Raw genomic sequence first — 20531 nt, 5'->3', positions numbered from 1 at the left:
ACGAAATTGATATTGTTCATAAAAAATCTCAGGCCATTCCTGACCTGCAAATATTGTTACACGAAAGCAATCAGATGTCGGCGACTCTATTGGATGGCAAAGGGTTAGCAGCCCGGCTTCGTGAAGAACTGCGTGGCGAAGTCGAAACTTTTACCAGTCAAACGGGAGTGACGCCGCATCTGGTGGTTGTGCTGGTCGGTGAAGATCCTGCCAGTCAGGTGTATGTTCGTAATAAAGAAAAAGCCTGTGTCGCTGCGGGGGTGAAAAGCACACTGTATCGGCTCTCATCCGAGACTTCGCAGAATGAATTGCTGGATTTGATCGCAAAGCTCAATACCGATCAGGATGTGCATGGCATCCTTGTGCAGTTGCCATTGCCGAAACAAATTGAAGAGCAGGCGGTGCTCGATTCCGTTTCTCCTCTGAAGGATGTCGACGCCTTTCATCCTGAAAATGTTGGCTTACTGGTGCAGGGACGTCCCCGTTTTCTTCCCTGCACACCAGCTGGTTGTATGCAGTTGATCGCCGAAGTTTGTCCAAACACTTCAGGAATGCATGCGGTTGTATTGGGACGCAGTGAGATTGTTGGCAAGCCGATGGGACTGCTGTTGATTCAGCGGGGAGCTGATGCAACGGTCACGACGTGTCATAGTCGGACACGGAATCTGCAGGAGATCACCCGTCAGGCGGACATTTTGATTGCCGCGATTGGTAAAGCCAATTTTGTGACTGCTGAGATGGTAAAGCCGGGGGCGATTGTAATTGATGTTGGGATCAATCGTGTTGATGGCAAGCTAGTCGGTGATGTCGACTTCACTCCCGTCTCCCAAATTGCTTCTGCGATCACTCCAGTTCCCGGTGGTGTGGGGCCAATGACAATTGCGAACCTGCTTAAGAATGCATTGACGGCCGCTCGATTGCAGACGTTTTCAAAATAATAGTGAGTTGGTCAGGCGGTTATGCTTGCCGAAATCTAGAGCATATTCAAAAATTACCTGCAGCGTTCGGCAGGAGCAAGCTCAGTGTTTTACGGTCATTTGGAGTCCAAGCGACTGCATAACCACCCATTTGAAAATGGTCTTGGACGCCTGTGTCTACTGCAGTTGAACGCGTTCGAAGGTTTCTCGTAATGTCTGCATGACTTCAGCATCCGGAATCGCCACTCGATTGGGAGGCGTTTCCTGAACACCACGCAGACGATAGCGGGAAAAGATCGGACTGTCGAATGGAGACAGGCTTCCACTGGCTGGACGAAAACCTTCGTTGGCGAGTTTTGTCATCGATTCGGAATTGAGGAGATGATTCAGAAATGTCGCCGCACCATCAGCCTGATCGGCGGGTATTTGTGAAATAATTCCCGCAGTTCTTTGCCATTGTGGAGCCGGATCGAGATAAACGACCTGCACGAACTGATTCCACTTTTTTTCCAGATCAGGCAAAGCCTTCAGGGCAGCCTGCTCTGTCATAATCAGGACGTCTGCATAATCTGGACCAGACTGCACGGCCTGATTCACAATCTCCAGCATCGCATCTTCACTGGATCTCGGATTGATTGCTAATTTATCCAGTCGTCGAAGGTCGTCTCGCAGATTTGCATCACTGATCTGCAAAGCAGTTAATGGCTCGGAGGTATTGAGCGACTGATGGGAAGCTGTCAGCAGCATCAGATCTCCCCAATAAGGGTCGTTAAAGGAAGGCATGGAAAAACGGAACAGACCCCACTGAGGTTTTCCAGCGATTGTGTTCCAGTCGGCATCGCTCACAGCCGCCTGAAGAATGTTCTTCAGGTTGACCTCGCCATACTTCTTCTGAAATTCGAAATAACGCGATTGCCACATCAGGCAGACAAGAGGCGATGAGTAGAGAGTTTCTTCTCGAGAAAACATCTGGCTTTCTGGATACTTCTCAGACCACAATTGTTTCAGTTGCTGATTTTCGAATGATGAGCGGGTTGAGAGTAGAGCAGGGTGGTTATTGGATCCACTTTCCAGAATTTTTTTCATTAACTGAAATGATGTCTGGTCAGACTGAGCATTAAATGCCAGATTCACTTTAGCGTTGACGGAATTGAGTTTGCTGAAGTCCTGAATCTGTTGATCAATCCAGGCTTGTTCTTCAGGCACAAAGCTATAAGCCAGGCCAACGGGAACTTTGGCGACTTCGATTCTCTCGCTGTGTCCTTCACGGGAAATGGTTCGCGTTTGTCTTTTTGTTTGTTGCTTGACGGTTTCGTTGCTCAATTGCAGGCCAAACCAGACGGCTCCAACAAGTATGGAAAGCAGCGTCCCTCCAATCAGATAGACCGCTTGCCGTTCGGAAAGTGCTTTTCCGAAGACTTCTGTTTTAAGCACAGTGCTGACATGCTCGCTCTCGTGGCTGCTGGCGGCATGGATCTTCGAGTTGTAATTCGGATTCAACTTCAGTAGCGTGAGTGATTCGACATCGTTTGCGATTTGCAGTCGGCTGCCGCAACCGGAGCAGGTGGCAATCATGCCCGCGTGCTGAGAGCCAACGACCAGTTTCTTATCGCACTTTGGGCAGGGGATTTTTCCAGGCGAAACCGCTTTTGCTGTTTGTGTGGCTATGAATTTCGGCGGACGATTGACGACCGTTGAACCTTGGCCTGTGACTGAACTCTGATCTGACGGGCGAGTTGGAATGCTGTGGCTCGACAATCCGGTGAAAACGGAGGACATCACCGCATCGGCAAACTCTTCACAATTCGAATATCTCTTCAGACACGATTTTGAAAGAGCTTTCAGCACGGCTGCATTCAATGGCAGCGGAATATTCGGGCTGAACTTTGTCAGTGGGGGTGGTTGTTTGGTCGTCTGATTGACCATTGTTGCTGAGGCGGTTGGTCCTTCGAGAGGCGTTTGAGCGGTCAGAAATTCATAGACCGTAATCGCCAACGAATACTGATCGGCTCGTCCATCGTAAGTTTTGCCCAGCACGATTTCTGGCGCGACATAATTCGGTGTCCCGACGACAGCTCCTTTAGCCGTCAAGCGATTGTCTTCTGGAGAATCTTCCTCCATTAGAAGTTTCGACAAGCCGAAATCACCTAGAAATGCATTGTTATGATCATCAAACAGGATGTTTGCAGGTTTGACATCGCGGTGAATGCACTCCTGCTCATGCATGAAATCGAGAGCTTTGGCAACACTCGGTAGCCAGTGTTTCAAATCTTTAATGGGACGCGGATTCAAATTCCCATTCGCATCCTGCATTCGATCGAGCAGGGTGCCGCCGCCAATAAATTGCATGACGATGTAAGGAGTGTCATCCTCAACACCGACATCAATAATATTGACGACTTGCGGGTGAGCAAGTTTGACGAGGAAGCGAGATTCCTGCTCGAAGCGGCGGACAAAATCTGGATCGGAAAGGCGAGCCGTTGTTGGGACTTTAATACAGACGTAAGTTTCCAGACGGTTATCGAACGCGCGATAAACGTGGCCCATGCTTCCCGTGCCGATATGAGAGAGGATTTCATAGCGACCACCGGCAATCGTCATTCCGATGCGATCAGCCGTTTTCACAGACATTCGTTTTTACTCCGGCTCGGCAATTTAATTCTGCCTGCGGGGATTTCAGGAGGGTATTGAAACTGAAGAGGGGACTTCATTCCCCTCAAACGGAATCTTTCCGCCTTTCAGTCAAGTCATGAACTTATTCGTGCATTGTCACGAATTTACAACTGGACAACAGCCCGCAATGCATGAATTCATCAAGTCTTAACAGAGTTCCTGCCAGTCTCGACGGATGATCATATCATGTCTTTCCAATCAATTCGGTTCTTTGAATAAAGAACTATTGATGTGGCCCTTTTCAGCACGTTCAAATTGCGCAATCGGCAAAGATTAATAAGAATAATTGAATGTGTGACTCCAGTGTAAAAAACGTCACACATGCCAGTCGGATCGCTTTCAGAATACACAGGCATCGGTTACGCTTAGCAGAACTCGCAGTAATTTAAGACCGATGCAGTGACGAACCCGTTTTCAGGTTCGTTTCAGGAGTACAACCATGAGTCAAGCCAACCCGTTTAATGCAGAGCAAACTCTCAAAACTTCTTTTGGGGATTATCAGTTTTTCAACATCCAGACTCTAGCTGAACAGGGATTGGGCGACGTCTCAAAATTGCCCTTCTCGATTCGTGTTCTACTCGAATCGTGTCTGCGAAACTGGGATGATTTTGTCGTCGGATCTCACGATGTCAAAAATCTGGCCAGTTGGGATGCTCAGAACGTTCAGCAAGTGGAAATCCCCTTTCATCCTGGTCGAGTTGTACTTCAGGATTTCACCGGGGTGCCCGCGATTGTGGATCTGGCTGCTCTTCGTTCAGCGATGGTGCGTATGGGGGGCGATCCTACAAAAATCAATCCCCTGGTCCCCTGCGACCTCGTGATCGATCACTCCGTCCAGGTCGATGCCTTTGCCAATAACATGGCTCTTGAACAGAACGTCGAAATCGAATTTGAACGAAACATGGAGCGGTATCAGTTCCTCCGTTGGGGGCAGCAGGCGTTCGACAACTTCCGCGTCATTCCACCAGCGACCGGAATTGTTCATCAGGTCAATCTGGAATATCTGGCCAAAGTTGTGCTGCAGAAAGATGGAGTTCTGTCTCCGGATTCATTGGTTGGTACCGATTCGCACACGACAATGATCAACGGTCTTGGTGTCCTCGGCTGGGGAGTTGGCGGTATTGAAGCTGAAGCAGTCATGCTCGGTCAGCCAATATATATGCTGATGCCCGAAGTGGTTGGATTCAAAGTAACGGGAGAACTTCCAGAAGGAGCAACTGCGACCGATCTCGTTTTGACAGTCACCCAAATGCTGCGGGCTCATGGTGTCGTCGGCAAATTTGTGGAATATTTCGGGCCTGGATTGCAATCGATGCTGCTTCCCGACCGGGCGACTTTGGCTAACATGGCTCCTGAATACGGGGCAACCTGTGGCTTCTTCCCGGTCGATCAGGAAACATTGCGATACATGGAACGCACGGGGCGGACAGCTGAAGAAGTCGAACTGGTCGAGAAGTACTATAAAGCTCAGGGGATGTTCCACGATGCGAATACGCCTGATCCCACTTTCACATCTGTATTGGAACTCGACCTCAGCACTGTCGAACCTTCTCTGGCTGGCCCGAAACGTCCACAGGATCGAATCCTGCTCAACGATATGAAACCTGTCTGGGAAAAGGCTCTCGAAGAAACCTTCAAGCGGACGGAAGACTCTCCCGAAGTTGAAGTGAAGTTCAATGGACAAAATCCTAAAATCACTGATGGAGCCGTCGTAATCGCAGCGATTACCAGCTGCACAAATACTAGCAATCCTTCGGTGCTGATGGCCGCTGGATTGCTTGCCCAGAAAGCGGCTGCAAAAGGCTTGACTCGCAAACCGTGGGTGAAAACCTCACTGGCTCCTGGTAGCCGGGTCGTGACCGATTATCTGGAACGAGCGGGTTTAATGCCTTCCCTGGAAGCCCTCGGTTTCAATACGGTTGGATATGGCTGCACGACGTGTATTGGTAACAGCGGACCATTACAGCAGGAAGTATCTCAAGCGGTTTCCGAAGGGGATCTGGTTGTGAGCGCTGTCCTCTCGGGGAATCGAAACTTTGAAGGTCGAATTAACCAGCAGGTCAAAGCAAATTATCTGGCCAGCCCGCCGTTAGTTGTTGCATATGCTTTGGCAGGAACGGTAAATATCGATCTGGCAAACGATTCCCTCGGAACCGATCAGGATGGCAATGCTGTTTACCTGAAAGACCTCTGGCCGACTCGCGAAGAAATTCTCAGTGCCATCGCTGGAAGTATGTCTCCAGAAATATTTGTGGAAGAATACTCGAAAGCAACCGATGGGCCCGAGCAATGGCAGCAAATTTCGGGAGCAGAAGGCCAAATTTTTGAATGGGATCCGAAAAGCACCTATGTGCAGGAACCACCATTCTTTGTCAATATGCCTAAAGATCCTAAAGAGATTGAATCGATCGATGGAGCCCGCTGTCTGGTGCTACTCGGCGATTCCGTCACAACCGACCACATCAGCCCTGCTGGTGCCATCAAGTCGACTGCTCCAGCTGGTCTCTATCTGCAGGAGCAGGGGGTCGCGATTGACGACTTCAACAGCTACGGTTCACGTCGTGGTAACGACCGCGTTATGACTCGTGGAACCTTTGCGAATATCCGCCTGCAAAATCGACTCGCGCCCGGTACCGAAGGCAGTGTTTCGGTCTACTTTCCGACGGGTGAACAGACATCGATTTTTGAAGCGGCGATGAAGTACAAGGAAGACAATACACCTCTTGTTGTCTTAGCAGGAGCAGAATACGGAACCGGATCTTCTCGCGACTGGGCCGCAAAAGGGACTTATCTACTCGGCGTGAAAGCGGTTATTGCAAAATCGTACGAACGAATTCACCGTTCCAACCTCGTAGGTATGGGAGTTCTACCCCTTCAATTCCGTGAAGGTGAGGACTATCAGTCACTCGACCTGGATGGAACCGAAACGTTCCACATCGCTTTGGATGATACGTTGAAACCGGGACAAGCCGTCGAAGTTGCTGCAACAAAATCGAATGGTGACGAAGTCCACTTTGTAACGACCTGCCGAATTGATACACCAATTGAAGTACAGTATTACCGCCACGGCGGCATCCTGCATAAAGTGTTGCGAGAGTTGGCGAGGAATTAATTCAATAGATTTCGAATTCAATTCGATAAGCACGAAACGCAAGCAAGTGTGTCTTCTCAAGTGTGACTCACCCATTTGCAATTCGTGCTTGTTATCGTTTACTCGCAGCAATGCCAGCCATTATTCCAGTAATGGCAACTGAGTAATTTTTCGAGCACAAGTTCGTGAGTCACGTTCTTACTGGCGATGTTGAAGTGCGTGATTTTTCTTGCAGGCAGGCAAGTGCTTTTGAGTTCTGCGTTAATCATGACTGTCGAACAGTTACTGGCTTGTAGAGGGACTCCACGGAAAATGGGAATGCGATCTTTCAGGCCTCTTTCTTCGTAGAGATTAAAGCAGTAGCGGACATTGCCGGGGACTTCATTCTTGCAGAATGTTGTTTCAATTAAAATCATACTATCAACGCACATTCCCATTTCTTCGAGCTTCTGGCAAAGCACAATCGCCGCATCACAGCCCAAACTGTATGCGATGATATTGACGGATTGACCTGGGGTATTCTCTCGGCAATAACAGGCGATCTGACCTGCTTTTTTGATCGCTGTGTAGGGATGGTGTATGGAAACGGTCATTCCCTGCTGCATGACTCCTTCTGCAAGATGATCGACTTTCGGCCAATATCCTCCCACTCCCCGAATCATGACGACGTGGGGAGCGACACATTGCGTCTGACCCTGAGGGCTGAATTCATTTCTGGCGAATACGGAATCATTCAAGGTAATAACAAGTACCAGCACGACAATTGATAAGAATGATATTTTCCGCATAACTCTCAAACTCTCACGCAATAACCCTGGATACAATCAATACCTCAACCAGAAAATCGACTTCAATGCTCAACAGACTTAAGCTTCGATATACAAGGGGTTTGATTAGTTCAGTTGAGCGTTCGGATGTAACACGTTTGACGGTTCCCTTCTTTTATCCATATGGGATCAGTGAGAAACGTATGTCACCGGAAAAGCCTCAATACGAGTCTCCTTCGCAAATACAGCAGCTTTGCATGCGTATTTTTGCTTTTGTCAGAACGAAGCTCATTCCGACTTCAGTACTCAAGCGGAGAATGAAAACCAGCAAATCTCCACTGATGAGAGAGTTTTTCCGGAATCCTGGCGGCTGGCAGTCCATGGAACTTATTTACGAGAATGCGAAGCCAGCAAATCTTTCCGATTGGTACGCTCTCAAAAGACTTCCATTGAGTATGGAGGCTCGCAATCGTAGGAAATATGTGCTCCACGAGTTTGTCAGCTGGATGCAAGAAAATCGCGAACGGGAAAAACTCCGGATACTTGCGTTGGGATCTGGACCAGCACTGGAGATACAGGAGGCAATACTGGCGACTTCATCAAACGTGATTGTCGATGCCGTCGACCGGGATGCTTCAGCAATTGAACGTGGCCAGCAAGTCGCACAGGAGCGGGGATTGAATCAGCAGATATCCTACTGCTGTGGCGATGTCTGTGAAATGATGATTCAGTGGAGTGAGAAACGATACGATCTGATTTCGCTGATTGGAATTATCGAATATCTGCCTGACGAAGTGCTGCTCAGCTTGTTAAAGCAGCTGAAAAATATGATGTCGCCAAATGCGGAATTGTTCACGCATGGTTATCAGAATCGATTTGGCGCTCAGGAATCCTTGGGAAAACTATTCAATATTCAACTCATCGAACGCACTTCAGATCAGGTCACAGTGTTGTTGAATCAGGCAGGCTTGCGTGTGGTCAAATCGGAAGTGACACCACTTGGGGCGTATCCGATGATCGTCTCGACTCAGAGCAGAGAACCAGCTAAAGAACCCATTTCAGCAAATCGTATCGCGGCTATCGTCGATACGGATCGGAAGAAAAGTCGACTGGAATCTTAACTCAGTATTGGACTTCGAGCAGTAAGCGTGCTGGGATTCTCTGCAGCAATTCCTTAGTTTTGACAACCACCGCGTGCGATTCCATCCAACTGGGAATCGTCTCTCCTTCCAGCCACCAAGTCGCCACCCAGCGCATTGAACCGTGCGATGTCTGGAGTTCCACCAGCGATACAATTCTTCCACTCTCAGTCTGAAAGTTGTCATTGTCAGTTTCTGAAAGATGAGAACTCAGAGGGAACAGCAGAATTTTTCCAGATGGGAGGTCATCAGGAAAGAGTGATCCTTGTCGTGGAGAAGAACTTCGTTGCTCAAAAAGCGTGGCGACATCGACATGTTGAGATTTCAAATACTCGCGACGTTCCTGCACCATCTCACCTACTTGAGAAACTGCGAATTTCTCCTGTGGGCTCTCGGTCTCAAAAGTGATAACGGGCGGATCCTGTAACGCCACTGAATGATGATGAGATTGATCTTGATTGATGATATCGGAAATTTCATTCTGTTGATCGATCGTCGAATAATTAATGACTTTAGGTTGAATATTGCTTGGCTGCGTTCTCTGTGGGAGAAAAGATTTGCGAGGAAATGCCCTTTGACCGGAATGTCTCAGGACATCGTGAATGAGCATCGTTTCCCAGAGTCGCCGACTGAATTCCTGCAGGTCAAAATTGATTCCATCAGTCAATAGGGGAGACAATTTGCCCGTTCGCCAAAGTGGGCAAGTCCGATAATTATCCAGCGTTCGTCTGGAAAGAGCCGTCACTCGGGCATAGACATAAGCAGAAAAACAGGAATATCGCTGATGAATTTTCCCATCGGTCGAGCAGACAACGACATTTTTACCATCTTCAATGAAGTCTCTGGAGGACTCGAGGATGATGAGCCGTTCTTCCAGGGAAGTCGCTGAGTTCGACGTTTCCCAAGTCCCAAGCTCGCTGGCTAGAACGATCCAATTCTGAGGAAAAGCGGGGTGAAAAGCCTTTGTTTTTGCGACAACCACCGGTAACGCAGCTACGCCCGTTCCTCTCCAATATCCAAAGTTGAGCAGGAGCCATTGCAAGGTGGCTGGAAGTTTGACACCCAGTTCGCGCTCGGCACGAGATATGACTTCTTGAGTTTCAGGTTGAGGCCCCCGAAACCAGGTTTGATTCGCACGCACTAATTGTTCGAACTCAGTTAACGACATGACTTCCATTTCAATATTCGTGAACTCAACATCAAGTCACACACTCGGTTGTGAGTCGTGCTTGTAAACTAAATTATTCCCTCTGTTCTGGAAGATAAACCAATTCCCATTCCTTGGGAGAGTTGCTGTTTTTTCGGGAAAGAGAGAGAAAACCGGAACTCTGTTCTCCTTCCAAACGTAATTCCCAGCAGATTTCCGATTGCATGAGCGGGATATACATCCCTTGATCAATCCGCTTTACGAAACCACGATCTCCACTGACAGGCCCTTCATATTCCAAATATCGCATACGATGATCGGGTAACTGGACGACCGTGAGTTTGATCTCATTTTCTGATAAATGCTGCAATTCCTGTACCGGATGTACATCAGCGGTCACGAATGGTTCCGGTAATCGCCATGTCTTAAGAGTTTCGCCTGATTCCAGCATGAAATCCCAATGCAAGGCTGGGTGGTCATGTTCGAGGAGTACAAAGCGTGGCATTTCAATTTACAGTCGAAAATCTGTCAGTAATTCATCCCAGAACCAGCAATCTTTGATTGAACTGCCGAAGGCTCTACTCATCCTAAGAAATTATTCTCCGTGTGCCAATTGCGATTTTAAGCACGAAGGTCTCTCTGAATTTCAAATTATGACTATTTCTTTGCTTAAATTATGCGCACAATAGCTAGACGGTATACTGTTTGCATAACAGATTTGACATGAAATACGACTTTGATCATACAAACTGCCCGTCCACACCTAAGATTGGCTCACTACGAAACAGGCGCTCAATATGACTCCCAGAGAGATTTTAGCTCTTTGTCGAGAACATCAGGTTCGTGCAATCGATTTGAGATTCATGGACTTTCCCGGCACACTTAAGCACTTCACAATTCCGGTGCAAGTCCTTACAGAGAAATCATTTGAGGAAGGTTTCGACTTCGACGCCTCCTCCATGTATGGCTGGCAGGCGATTAATGAAAGCGACATGCTCGTCGTTCCTCAACCCGAGACGGCTTTCGTCGATCCCTTTTTGCCCCACACCCTTTGTCTCTCCTGCAACATTCAGGATCCCATTACCCGGGTCGATTATGCTAAAGATCCGCGCAATGTTGCCCGAAAAGCAGACGCTTATTTGAAGTCGACAGGCATTGCCGATGAAATCCGCTTCGGACTTGAGCCGGAATTTTTCATTTTCGATAATGTTCGCTTCGATCAAACCATTAATCAGGGATATTACCACCTGGAAAGTGCCGAAGGGGAATGGGCTCGCGGGAAATTCTCGGAAGGGCCTCAGAGCAACGCCGGTTACCAGATTCGCAAGGGAGAGGGCTATTTTCCAGTTCCTCCAGGCGATATTCTGCACAGCCTGCGGAATGACATGATGATGGCGTTAACAGAATGCGGCATCGAAATCGAAGCTCATCACCATGAAGTTGCCACTGGCGGTCAGGCAGAAATCGATCTGGCTCACAAGCCTCTGCTCCAGGCAGCTGACTTACTACTGCGATTCAAATATATCGTTAAAAATGTCGCTTCCCGAGCCGGTAAAACAGTCACTTTTATGCCGAAGCCACTCTGGGGCGATAATGGTTCAGGTTTGCATATGCACCTTTCTCTCTGGAAAGATGGCGAAACCTTATTTGCGGACTCCGGCTACGGGGGTCTGAGTGAATTGGCACTGCATGCAATGGGCGGAATTCTGCATCACGCACCAGCGATCATGGCATTTTGCTGTCCGACCACAAACAGTTACAAACGACTGGTGCCAGGATTCGATGCTCCCATCAACTTGACCTACAGTTTTCGAAACCGCTCGGCTGCGATTCGAATTCCAGTCCACACTTCAAACCGAAACAGTAAGCGATTTGAACTCAGATTTCCAGATTCTTCATCGAATCCTTATCTGGCGATGTCTGCAATTGTCATGGCCGCTTTGGACGGCATACAAAACAAAATCGATCCCGGTCCTCCACTCGATAAAGATATTTATGATCTTGAGCCGGGCGAATTGGATAATTCCCCGAAAACACCGGTCAGTCTCGACAAAGCTCTCGATGCCTTGAGAGCCGATCATGATTTCCTGCTTCGGGGAGATGTCTTCACCGAAGACGTAATCGATACCTGGATCTGGTACAAAACCGAGCGGGATGTCAAAGCCCTCCGCGAACGACCTCATCCCTGCGAATTCCTGATGTACTACGACATTTAGTTGTCGTAAAGTCGAGCCGAGCCAATTATCGCTCGTGTATTGTTCCAGTATATAAATCGGGTTGTGTGCCACTGGCTTCGCCAGTGCCATCCTAATATTTAGTTGGAACAGAGCATTCGGATGTTTTGGCGATCATTGTGCTTTCACATTCGTGAGTTGGCGTCCGCGCATAAAAAAACAAGGCGTAACCAACTACACCGTCGGTTACGCCATGTTTAGAATGCAAGAAGAGTGCGGGCCAACTCTCCTCTTGCGTCTATAATTAAATGCATTTGGCGTGCCAATAATTTCTCTCCGAGTGGAATTTTCATTACTCATTGCTATGATACACGTTACGACATTTCAGTAATGTTTGATCTAATGAGGTTGATCGATTTTGCTACAGTCGTCTCTGTCTGAAAATACTGCTGTGTTGCGTGCTTGAACATAATATCTTGGGGAATGGCGATGCGATTCATTTTTGGCTTAATATGTTTCTTGATGTCCTACTCATTAAGTGCAGCAGAGCGTCCGAATCTGCTTTTCATCATTGCCGACGATTGCACTTATCGTGACCTCGGCTGCTATGGTGGTGAAGCTCAAACGCCGCATATTGATGCGTTATGCAACGAAGGCATGAAATTCACGCAGTGTTTTCAGGCGGCTCCGATGTGTTCACCCACACGGCATAACATTTATACGGGGTTGTATCCGGTGAAGTCAGGGGCGTATCCAAATCATACATTTGCGAAGGCAGGGACAAAGAGCATTGTTCACTATCTCAAACCGCTTGGCTATCGCGTGCATCTTTCCGGCAAGACACATATCGCACCGAAGGAAGTCTTTCCGTTTGAGTATTCCAGCAAGAACAATAATCCTAACATGCAGGTCATAGAGCAATTTTTCAAAGAGTGCAAAGCAGGCGATCAGCCTTTCTGCCTGTTCGCCTGCTCGAACGAACCTCACACACCCTGGAACAAAGGGGATGCCTCTCAATACGATGCCGACAAGTTGACGTTACCGCCCTACATTCCCGATACGCCTCACGTCCGCGAGCAGTTCACGAAGTATCTGGCCGAGATCACTTATTACGACAGTCAGGTCGGTCAGCTTCTGAAATTGTTGAAACAGAATCAGCTCGTTGAGAACACTCTCGTGATGGTCGTTTCCGAGCAGGGAAACAGCCTGCCGTTTGCCAAGTGGACCTGCTATGAAGCGGGACTGGGTTCTGCGATGATCGTCCGCTGGCCTGGACATGTTCAACCGGATTCGGTGACCGACGCCTTAGTCGAGTACGTCGATGTCCTGCCGACATTCGTTGAAGTCGCTGGCGGGAAACCATCTGCAGAACTTGATGGAAAAAGTTTACTACCGGTCTTACTGGGAGAGAAAACCTCGCACAAAGATTTTACCTTCGGCTTGATGACAACTCGCGGCATCAACAATGGATCCGAGAATTATCCGATTCGCTCAGTTCGCAATCAGCAATACAGACTCATCTGGAATCTGAATTCCGAAGCAACGTTTACCAATGCCTGCACAAAGGGATCGGAATTCCAATCGATGCTGGCAGCAGCCGAAGCGGGTGATCAACAAGCTCAAAAATACACGCAAAAATATCAGCATCGTCCCGAGTATGAACTCTACGACGTTGTCAAAGATCCTCATAACATTCACAACCTGGCCAAGAATCGGCAATACTCAGGAGTGATCGAGGATTTAAAATCAGAACTCAATCAATGGATGATCGACCAGGGCGACAAAGGCATCGCCACAGAAATGGAAGCGATGGAACATCAGAAACGTGGACGAAAGAAATCAAAAGAGTGAGTAAGTGGTCAAGGATCAAAGCACTCTGACCTCTTGTGGCTACGCCACCCAGGTAGATGCTTCGCATCAACCTGGGCCACCCGTCACTCATTTATCGTGATAACTCTAACCTCTTACCCCTAATCCCTCACCTCTTAAAACTCCGCATTTTTCGGTGTGCGGGGGAAAGGGATGCAGTCGCGGATGTTTTGCATGCCGGTGAGGAGCTGGATGAGTCGTTCGAAACCGAGACCGAAACCGGCGTGTGGCACGGTGCCGTAGCGACGTAAGTCGAGATACCACCAGTACTCTTCCGGATCGAGATCGCACTCTTTCATGCGGGCTTCAAGGACATCGAGACGCTCTTCACGCTGGCTGCCGCCGATGATTTCTCCAATTCGCGGGACGAGAACGTCCATCGCCCGCACGGTTTTGCCATCTTCGTTGCACCGCATGTAAAACGGTTTAATAGAGCGGGGATAATCGAACAGGATAATCGGCTTTTTGAAATGTTCTTCGGTTAGAAAACGTTCATGTTCAGATTGCAGATCGTGGCCCCACTCGACCGGGAATTCCCACTTCTTCTTCTTTGAGGAAGTGAGGATCTCGACGGCATCGGTGTAGGAAACTCGTTCAAAGTCGTGGTCGACAATGTGTTGGAGTGTTTCGAGAACGGTTTTCTCAATCCGCAGATTGAAAAATTCCATATCTTCTGCACAGGTTTCGAGCACGTGAGAAATCACATGCTTGATGAAGTCCTGTGCCAGCTGCATATTGTCGTTCAGGTCAAAGAAGGGAATCTCCGGTTCGACCATCCAGAACTCAGCCAGGTGACGAGTCGTATTGGAATTCTCAGCTCGGAATGTTGGACCAAATGTGTAACAGGGGCCGGTGGACGTCGCATAGATTTCTGCTTCGAGCTGACCACTCACAGTCAGTGAAGCGGCTTTACCGAAGAAATCCTGCGAGTAATCGATTTCTGTCTGGATGCCTGCTAAGCGAGCCAGGTCGAGAGTGGTGACCCGGAACATTTGCCCGGCTCCTTCGCAATCGCTTGTCGTAATGATTGGCGTATGCACATACAAAAAGTGACGCTCTTGAAAGAAATTATGAATGGCTGCAGAAGCGGCATTGCGAACGCGGGCGATGGCACTGAATGTGTTTGAGCGTGGCCGCAAGTGAGCAATTTCGCGAAGATACTCAAAGGAGTGTCGTTTCTTCTGCAGAGGAAACGTTTCGGGATCGGCGGTACCGAGGACCTTGAGTTCGCTGGCATGCAGTTCAACACGCTGACCTTTTCCAGGAGACTCCTTGAGAGTACCCGTAATCGTGAGTGCAGCTCCAGTCGAAATCTCTTTTGTCGACTCGGCAAAACCTTTTGTGTCTTGATCAACAACAATCTGCAGATTTCCCAGGCAACTTCCATCATTCAGTTCGATGAAGGCAAAGCCCTGCTTGGAATCCCGACGGGTTCGGACCCAGCCATTAACGGTCAATTCTTCGCCGGGGTTTCGTTCATCCCGAACTTCTTTAATGCGAGCCATGATCTTCCTCCGTGGAGATTTTGCTTTTGAGTTTAATTGATTTTCAGGAAACGCATCGCGTTAGCCGTCGTTATCTGGCACAGTTCTTTATAGCTCATACCGTAACAATCTGCGAGGACTTCGGCGGTATGCTTCACATAGGCAGGTTGATTTCGTTTGCCACGATACGGCATCGGTGCCAGGTAGGGTGCATCGGTTTCGACCAACACACGATCCTGCGGAACAGTTGCTGCGAGTTCACGAAGTTCGACATTTCGTTTGAAGGTGAGCATGCCGGAGAAGGAAAGCATCATGCCCCAGTCCAGGCATTTTTGAGCCGTCTCCGCCGAACCGCAGAATGAGTGCATCACACCATTGAGGGGGCCATGTTTCTGATACTCAGCCGCAAGGACCTCCAACACATCCGGCTCTGCATCCCGACAATGCACAATAAAAGGTTTCCCGGTCTCGCGTGTCAATTGTAGATGACGTTTGAAGTAATCGACTTGCAAATCGATTGGCGAGTGATCCCAGTAGCGGTCCAGTCCGGTTTCGCCGATTGCTTTTACGGAATCATATTGAGCAAACTCGACGATAGCATCCCAGTCGGAAGGACCAGCCTGGGAAACATAATTCGGATGAATCCCGACGGCTGCACAAATACGTTCATGGTTTTCTGCTAACACAATCGAACCACGACTACTCTCCACTGTGGTTCCAATCGTAAGCACACCAACCAAGCCGTTTTCCTGACACGCAGTAAGCAACTGTTCCGTTTCAGCAGCCAGCGAAGGTTCGTCCAAATGAGCATGAGTGTCGAATAGTGGGGGAAGATTAGCCATGTGAGATCAATGTATTTTTGAAAGTTTCAGATGAAATGATAATAATTCTAACGTATCCGAATTGTGGTATCATGAGCATGTGCTTGTCGATCAGTATATCAGATCGAATTCAAAGCATCTTCAACCCGCTGCTTCAGTTGAGGATTATCAACTCCCTGTATTTCAATCACTTTGACAGGGGACGTCTCGCCACTAATCAGGGACATGGATTCGCGAGGAATGTTCAGTTTGGTGGCTATTAACTCAATCACGGATGCATTGGCCTTACCTTTTTCGGGTGGAGCTTTCACTTTGATTTTCAGTGCTTCTCCAAGCCAGCCGACAATTTGGTCGCGGGAAGAGGATGGCACAACTTTCAGATGAAGTCTTCCCATATTTATTCAGCCTCGACGGCTTCTTCGTTTTGTTTGTCGCTCCGCATTTCGAATAAAAATCGCGAAGGGACTGTCTTGCGGGGTTTGCCCCATTTTCTACGAGTTTCCGCAAATGTAAGCGTGAGGGATTCTTGAGCGCGAGTCACGCCGACATAGGCCAGACGACGTTCTTCTTCAATATCCTGACGGGTCCCTTCCACCGAACGTTTGTGGGGCAAGAGACCTTCTTCCATGCCGACGAGATACACTCGAGGGAATTCGAGACCTTTAGCGCTGTGAATCGTCAGGAGTTTAACCGCATTCTGATCGAGTTCTTTTTTCTTGTCAGTGCCAAATTCATCACGGTCGTTCAGGGCGATTTCATCCAGAAAACTCTGCAGACGCGGATTAGCGACGCGTCGTGTGTAGTCGTCTACAGAATCGGCCAATTGTTCGATCGACTCGAGACGCGTCTGCACCTGAGCTGGTTCTTTGTAGGAACGCTCCACTTCGGATTTGTATTTCAGTGACTCAATCAACTTGCGTAGACTTTGTCCGAGAGATTGATTGGTCGTGGCAAACATTGCCCGCCAGGTTTTGAGTTGTTCTTCAAACCTCAATACTGATTGACCGGCTCGTTCTGAAAGTTCCCCGGATGCGATTGCATTACGTGTCGCTTCAAAGAAGGGAGAGCCTTCGATGATCGAACGTTTCATGATTTTTTCAATCGTCGTCGTGCCGATGCTACGGGCAGGGGTGTTGATGATGCGCAGCAATGCGGATTCATCGCGAGGCTGAGAGATGATCCGCATATAGGCCATCAAATCCCGGATTTCTTTGCGATCAAAAAAGGATTGGCTCCCCAAAATCACATAAGGGATTTGTCGTCGTCGCAATTCGGATTCAAAAGCTCGGGGTTGCTCGTTTGTTCGGAATAGGATTGCAAAATCAGAAGGTTGCCGATTTTTCTTGGCTATCATGTAGCTGATTTCCAAACCGATTCGCTCGGCTTCGGTCACTTCATCGGAAAACTTTTCGTAGCGAACTGGCTCGACTGCTTTCTTAGTGGATCGCAACACCTTGTGATGACGTTCACGATTGAAGCTGACCAGGCGGTTGGCAACATTCAGAATTTCATCCGTACAACGATAGTTGTCTTCGAGTCGAACGATTTTGGCAGTCGGGAAGTGCGATTGAAACGAGAGGATATGTTTGACCTCTGCTCCTCGCCACGCATAAATTGATTGATCGTCATCTCCGACCACGCACAAATTATTGTGAGATCGAACTAAAGCTTGAATCAAACGAAACTGTAGCTGATTTGTGTCCTGATATTCATCGATCTGGACATAATCAAATTTATCCTGCTGACGTTTCAGGGCATCGGGATGCTTGGCGAAGAGTTGGTCTGTCAACAGGAGTAGATCATCAAAGTCGACACTATTGCGAGCTCGGAGTCGATCACAATATTTTCGATAAGCCATCGAGGCGAGGAATTCCCGGTCATCGAGGGCGTGGTCACCTGCTGATTCCGGTTGAACGCCATTCGTTTTCCAACGGCTGAGAATCGCGAGCAGATCTCCCGGCTTGAGAGTCGATTCCTGAACTCGGATACTTCGTAACACTTCACGCGCGAGCGATTCCTGATCGCCCCGATCAATGATGGTGAAGTTTTTTCGATAGCCGAGGACTTCAATTTCGTCCCGGAGTATTTTCACACACAAAGAGTGAAATGTGGAGATTAACGGTTTCACTTTGCGGCGACCAATCAATTCCCGGATACGTTCAGCCATTTCCTTGGCGGCTTTGTTGGTGAAAGTGACTGAAAGGATGCGATCGGCTGCCGTTCCGCGGTTAATTAAAAGAGCCATGCGGGTTGTGATCACACGTGTCTTCCCAGTCCCGGCTCCAGCCAGAACCAGGAGAGGCCCTTCAACCGTCGTTGCCGCATCCCGTTGCGAGGGATTCAACGAAGCTGTCAATTCACGAGGAGTCATTTTGGGGCCAGGGCTTTTGGTCAAGGGGCAAGGGGTGAAAAGTTATAGGGTCAACCTACTTCCTGGACTCAGGACCATAGACCCTCGACCATTTCACTTTGGTGTTGCGGGGCGTTTGCGGACGAGGTTGCGGAAGGCGATTGTCATTTCGCGCACGGATTGCCAGCGTTCGTCGGGATTTTTTTCGAGCCCGCGTTCAATGACCTGTGCCACAGGTTCCGGGATTCCGGGTGAGGTTTCCCGGATATTTTTTGGGGGCTGATTCATATTCTTAACGATGGTCTGCAAGTTTCGTCCCTGAGCGTATGGCAGTTGATTCGAGAAAATCTGATAGCAGGTCACCGCATAGGAATAGACATCGATTCGCTGATCGGTTCGTTGCCGTCGAACAAGTTCAGGAGCCATGTAGTCGGCTGTTCCCGTTCGGTTGCCCGGTGCCTGGAATGGAGGCGTATTCGGGACCGCTAAACCGAAGTCGATCAGTTTAATCCGGCCAGTGGTTGTCGTCAGGATATTTTTCGGGCAGAAATCGCGATGAATCCAGCCCTGCTCGTGAAAGTATTGCAGAGCTTCTCCCATCGTAATGATCCATTTCATTCGATGTTTCAACAGGGTTTCGTTCTGCAGTTCAATCAGCTGCTGTAAGCCGTAACCGTCGATGTATTCCATCACAATGAACGGTTCGTCTTCGGTACTCAGACCGAATTCGTAGGTTTTAACGATGTTAGGATGTTCGAGTGATTTGCCCACCACACCTTCTTCTGGACGATTCAAGCCGGGAAAGCGGGCGTTCATTTTCGCGAGGGCTTCGCGGTCGATCAATTTCAAGGCAACAAATTGCTGGTTCTGGCGATCGTTCGCCTTCCAGACTTTGGACATTGTGCCCAGTCCCATTTGGGAAATTCGCTCAAATCGTGTCTTTAGATTCACACGATCGACTTTGGGTTGATTTCGCTGAAAGAGGTTTTTAATCAATTGCATTTTGACTTCCATGCCGGTTGAGGCTAACCCACACGCTCGAGTTTTTAATTGGTTCAAGCTTATTGAAAAAACGGCAGTTCTTTATTTAACCGCCAAGACGCCAAAGTAGCCAGCAAATTGGATCAAGTTATTTTCGACTCTGATTTTCAGGTAATTATTTCGTTTCATCAGACCTTGGCTGGAGCAATTTCGAAGTAGTCGATGAATGCGGCTAATTCGGAACGTAAGTCTTTACGGTGGATGATCCGGTCGACGAAGCCGTGTTCCATCAAAAATTCACTGGTCTGGAACCCTTCAGGCAGTGGTGCTTTGACAGTCGCGACAATGACTCGTGGGCCCGCAAAACCAATCATCGCTTTTTCTTCAGCAACAACAATATCTCCCAGAGATGCGAAGCTGGCGGCGACACCTCCCATTGTTGGGTTTGTCAGGACAGAGATAAAAAAACCGCCTTCTTCATTGTATTTTCCCAGTGCTGCGGAGACTTTGGCCATTTGCATCAGGGATAAAATTCCCTCATGCATACGGGCACCACCTCCAGAACCGCTGACGATAATCAATGGTAGTCGAAGTTCGGTCGCTTTTTCAGTCGCCCGAGTCAGTTTTTCTCCCACAACAGATCCCATACTACCCATGATGAAATCGGGATCTGTCACAGCAATCACTACAGGACGCCCACGCAGGTAACCACGCCCGGCTATACAGGCATCGACCATGCCGGTCTTTTTTTGTTCGGATTTCAGTCGGTCTTTGTAGGGACGGGAATCGACAAAGCCGAGCGGGTCGACCGAGTGCATCTCGGTCATCCACTCCTCAAAACTGCCGACATCGAGCAGTTGTTCGAGTCGGGCTCGTGCTCCGACTTTGAAGTGATGATCGCATTCAGGACAGATACCAAGTAATCGATCGACCTGTTTACGGAAAACCGTGGCCTGACATTCAGGACATTTCAGCCACAATCCCTCAGGAACGCCTCGTTTCGCAGGACGGTCATTTGAATTCGGCTCTTCGTCAGTCATCGAAATACTTTGGTTGCTTGAGGGTTGATTGTTTAGGGTTGAGTGTTTTCTTAATTACACCAATCTTACACTGGCCAC

Annotated in this window: 15 protein-coding genes; 5 read left to right on the top strand and 10 right to left on the bottom strand. The window is 48.6% G+C overall.

The genetic code is table 11. From position 1 onward, the window contains the following. The first annotated feature begins 74 nt into the window (after positions 1-74). Positions 75-938, top strand: a complete 864-nt coding sequence (gene folD, locus Pan54_RS13635; protein ID WP_146504004.1) for a bifunctional methylenetetrahydrofolate dehydrogenase/methenyltetrahydrofolate cyclohydrolase FolD — start codon at positions 75-77, stop codon at positions 936-938. A 156-nt stretch (positions 939-1094) separates the two neighbouring features. On the opposite strand, the gene Pan54_RS13630 is transcribed toward folD, so the two are convergent. After that, on the bottom strand, positions 1095-3548 hold the full coding sequence (locus Pan54_RS13630; RefSeq protein ID WP_146504003.1) for a serine/threonine protein kinase: 2454 nt from the start codon (positions 3546-3548) through the stop codon (positions 1095-1097). A 481-nt stretch (positions 3549-4029) separates the two neighbouring features. Here Pan54_RS13630 and acnA point away from each other — a divergent pair, with 481 nt between their 5' ends. Next, positions 4030-6702: an aconitate hydratase AcnA gene (gene acnA / locus Pan54_RS13625; RefSeq protein ID WP_146504002.1), complete on the top strand. Its 2673-nt coding sequence runs from the start codon at positions 4030-4032 to the stop codon at positions 6700-6702. Between the two features lie 98 nt (positions 6703-6800). Here acnA and Pan54_RS13620 read toward each other — a convergent pair whose 3' ends face one another. Then, positions 6801-7469, bottom strand: coding sequence for a hypothetical protein (locus tag Pan54_RS13620; RefSeq protein ID WP_146504001.1), 669 nt, complete (start codon positions 7467-7469; stop codon positions 6801-6803). A 236-nt stretch (positions 7470-7705) separates the two neighbouring features. Here Pan54_RS13620 and Pan54_RS13615 point away from each other — a divergent pair, with 236 nt between their 5' ends. Beyond that, complete coding sequence (locus Pan54_RS13615) at positions 7706-8569, top strand: SAM-dependent methyltransferase (protein WP_165441772.1); 864 nt, start codon at positions 7706-7708, stop codon at positions 8567-8569. A 1-nt stretch (position 8570) separates the two neighbouring features. On the opposite strand, the gene Pan54_RS13610 is transcribed toward Pan54_RS13615, so the two are convergent. Beyond that, positions 8571-9755 carry an SMI1/KNR4 family protein gene (locus Pan54_RS13610; protein WP_146503999.1) on the bottom strand — a complete coding sequence of 395 codons (1185 nt, stop codon included), beginning with the start codon at positions 9753-9755 and terminating at the stop codon, positions 8571-8573. Positions 9756-9828: 73 nt separating this feature from the next. Beyond that, positions 9829-10239, bottom strand: coding sequence for a DNA polymerase ligase N-terminal domain-containing protein (locus tag Pan54_RS13605; protein WP_146503998.1), 411 nt, complete (start codon positions 10237-10239; stop codon positions 9829-9831). Between the two features lie 292 nt (positions 10240-10531). Between Pan54_RS13605 and glnA the strand changes: the two genes are divergently transcribed. Beyond that, the gene (gene glnA, locus Pan54_RS13600; protein WP_146503997.1) at positions 10532-11950 is read left to right on the top strand and encodes a type I glutamate--ammonia ligase; all 1419 of its coding nucleotides are present in this window, start codon (positions 10532-10534) and stop codon (positions 11948-11950) included. A gap of 480 nt (positions 11951-12430) precedes the next feature. Further along, the gene (locus Pan54_RS13595; protein ID WP_242631320.1) at positions 12431-13759 is read left to right on the top strand and encodes a sulfatase family protein; all 1329 of its coding nucleotides are present in this window, start codon (positions 12431-12433) and stop codon (positions 13757-13759) included. A 134-nt stretch (positions 13760-13893) separates the two neighbouring features. On the opposite strand, the gene asnS is transcribed toward Pan54_RS13595, so the two are convergent. The 6 genes from asnS to accD all read right to left on the bottom strand — a co-directional run bounded on the left by asnS (position 13894) and on the right by accD (position 20453). Further along, entirely contained in the window at positions 13894-15282 is a 1389-nt protein-coding gene (gene asnS / locus Pan54_RS13590; protein ID WP_146503995.1) for an asparagine--tRNA ligase, read from the bottom strand. A 32-nt stretch (positions 15283-15314) separates the two neighbouring features. Beyond that, positions 15315-16103 carry a TatD family hydrolase gene (locus Pan54_RS13585; protein WP_146503994.1) on the bottom strand — a complete coding sequence of 263 codons (789 nt, stop codon included), beginning with the start codon at positions 16101-16103 and terminating at the stop codon, positions 15315-15317. Between the two features lie 98 nt (positions 16104-16201). Then, entirely contained in the window at positions 16202-16477 is a 276-nt protein-coding gene (locus Pan54_RS13580) for a DUF167 domain-containing protein (RefSeq protein ID WP_146503993.1), read from the bottom strand. 2 nt (positions 16478-16479) lie between these two features. After that, positions 16480-18453: an ATP-dependent helicase gene (locus Pan54_RS13575; protein ID WP_146503992.1), complete on the bottom strand. Its 1974-nt coding sequence runs from the start codon at positions 18451-18453 to the stop codon at positions 16480-16482. 93 nt (positions 18454-18546) lie between these two features. After that, positions 18547-19434 (bottom strand): serine/threonine protein kinase, encoded by an 888-nt coding sequence (locus Pan54_RS13570; protein WP_146503991.1) that lies wholly within the window; start codon positions 19432-19434, stop codon positions 18547-18549. Positions 19435-19601: 167 nt separating this feature from the next. Beyond that, positions 19602-20453 carry an acetyl-CoA carboxylase, carboxyltransferase subunit beta gene (gene accD, locus Pan54_RS13565; RefSeq protein ID WP_146503990.1) on the bottom strand — a complete coding sequence of 284 codons (852 nt, stop codon included), beginning with the start codon at positions 20451-20453 and terminating at the stop codon, positions 19602-19604. Positions 20454-20531: the final 78 nt, after the last annotated feature.

The organism is Rubinisphaera italica (assembly GCF_007859715.1).
Lineage (GTDB): Bacteria > Planctomycetota > Planctomycetia > Planctomycetales > Planctomycetaceae > Rubinisphaera > Rubinisphaera italica.
The sequence above is the reverse complement of the archived record's forward strand: the minus strand, read 5'-3'. Positions and strand labels throughout refer to the sequence as shown.

What these genes read in the sequence shown, in the direction of transcription:
- Pan54_RS13630 (WP_146504003.1), bottom strand. Translation starts at nt 3,548, where the DNA reads ATGTCTGTGAAAACGGCTGATCGCATCGGAATGACGATTGCCGGTGGT.
- Pan54_RS13575 (WP_146503992.1), bottom strand. Translation starts at nt 18,453, where the DNA reads ATGACTCCTCGTGAATTGACAGCTTCGTTGAATCCCTCGCAACGGGAT.
- Pan54_RS13615 (WP_165441772.1), top strand. Translation starts at nt 7,706, where the DNA reads ATGCGTATTTTTGCTTTTGTCAGAACGAAGCTCATTCCGACTTCAGTA.
- acnA (WP_146504002.1), top strand. Translation starts at nt 4,030, where the DNA reads ATGAGTCAAGCCAACCCGTTTAATGCAGAGCAAACTCTCAAAACTTCT.
- accD (WP_146503990.1), bottom strand. Translation starts at nt 20,453, where the DNA reads ATGACTGACGAAGAGCCGAATTCAAATGACCGTCCTGCGAAACGAGGC.
- folD (WP_146504004.1), top strand. Translation starts at nt 75, where the DNA reads ATGTCGGCGACTCTATTGGATGGCAAAGGGTTAGCAGCCCGGCTTCGT.
- Pan54_RS13580 (WP_146503993.1), bottom strand. Translation starts at nt 16,477, where the DNA reads ATGGGAAGACTTCATCTGAAAGTTGTGCCATCCTCTTCCCGCGACCAA.
- Pan54_RS13620 (WP_146504001.1), bottom strand. Translation starts at nt 7,469, where the DNA reads ATGCGGAAAATATCATTCTTATCAATTGTCGTGCTGGTACTTGTTATT.
- asnS (WP_146503995.1), bottom strand. Translation starts at nt 15,282, where the DNA reads ATGGCTCGCATTAAAGAAGTTCGGGATGAACGAAACCCCGGCGAAGAA.
- Pan54_RS13570 (WP_146503991.1), bottom strand. Translation starts at nt 19,434, where the DNA reads ATGCAATTGATTAAAAACCTCTTTCAGCGAAATCAACCCAAAGTCGAT.
- Pan54_RS13585 (WP_146503994.1), bottom strand. Translation starts at nt 16,103, where the DNA reads ATGGCTAATCTTCCCCCACTATTCGACACTCATGCTCATTTGGACGAA.
- glnA (WP_146503997.1), top strand. Translation starts at nt 10,532, where the DNA reads ATGACTCCCAGAGAGATTTTAGCTCTTTGTCGAGAACATCAGGTTCGT.
- Pan54_RS13605 (WP_146503998.1), bottom strand. Translation starts at nt 10,239, where the DNA reads ATGCCACGCTTTGTACTCCTCGAACATGACCACCCAGCCTTGCATTGG.
- Pan54_RS13595 (WP_242631320.1), top strand. Translation starts at nt 12,431, where the DNA reads ATGTCCTACTCATTAAGTGCAGCAGAGCGTCCGAATCTGCTTTTCATC.
- Pan54_RS13610 (WP_146503999.1), bottom strand. Translation starts at nt 9,755, where the DNA reads ATGTCGTTAACTGAGTTCGAACAATTAGTGCGTGCGAATCAAACCTGG.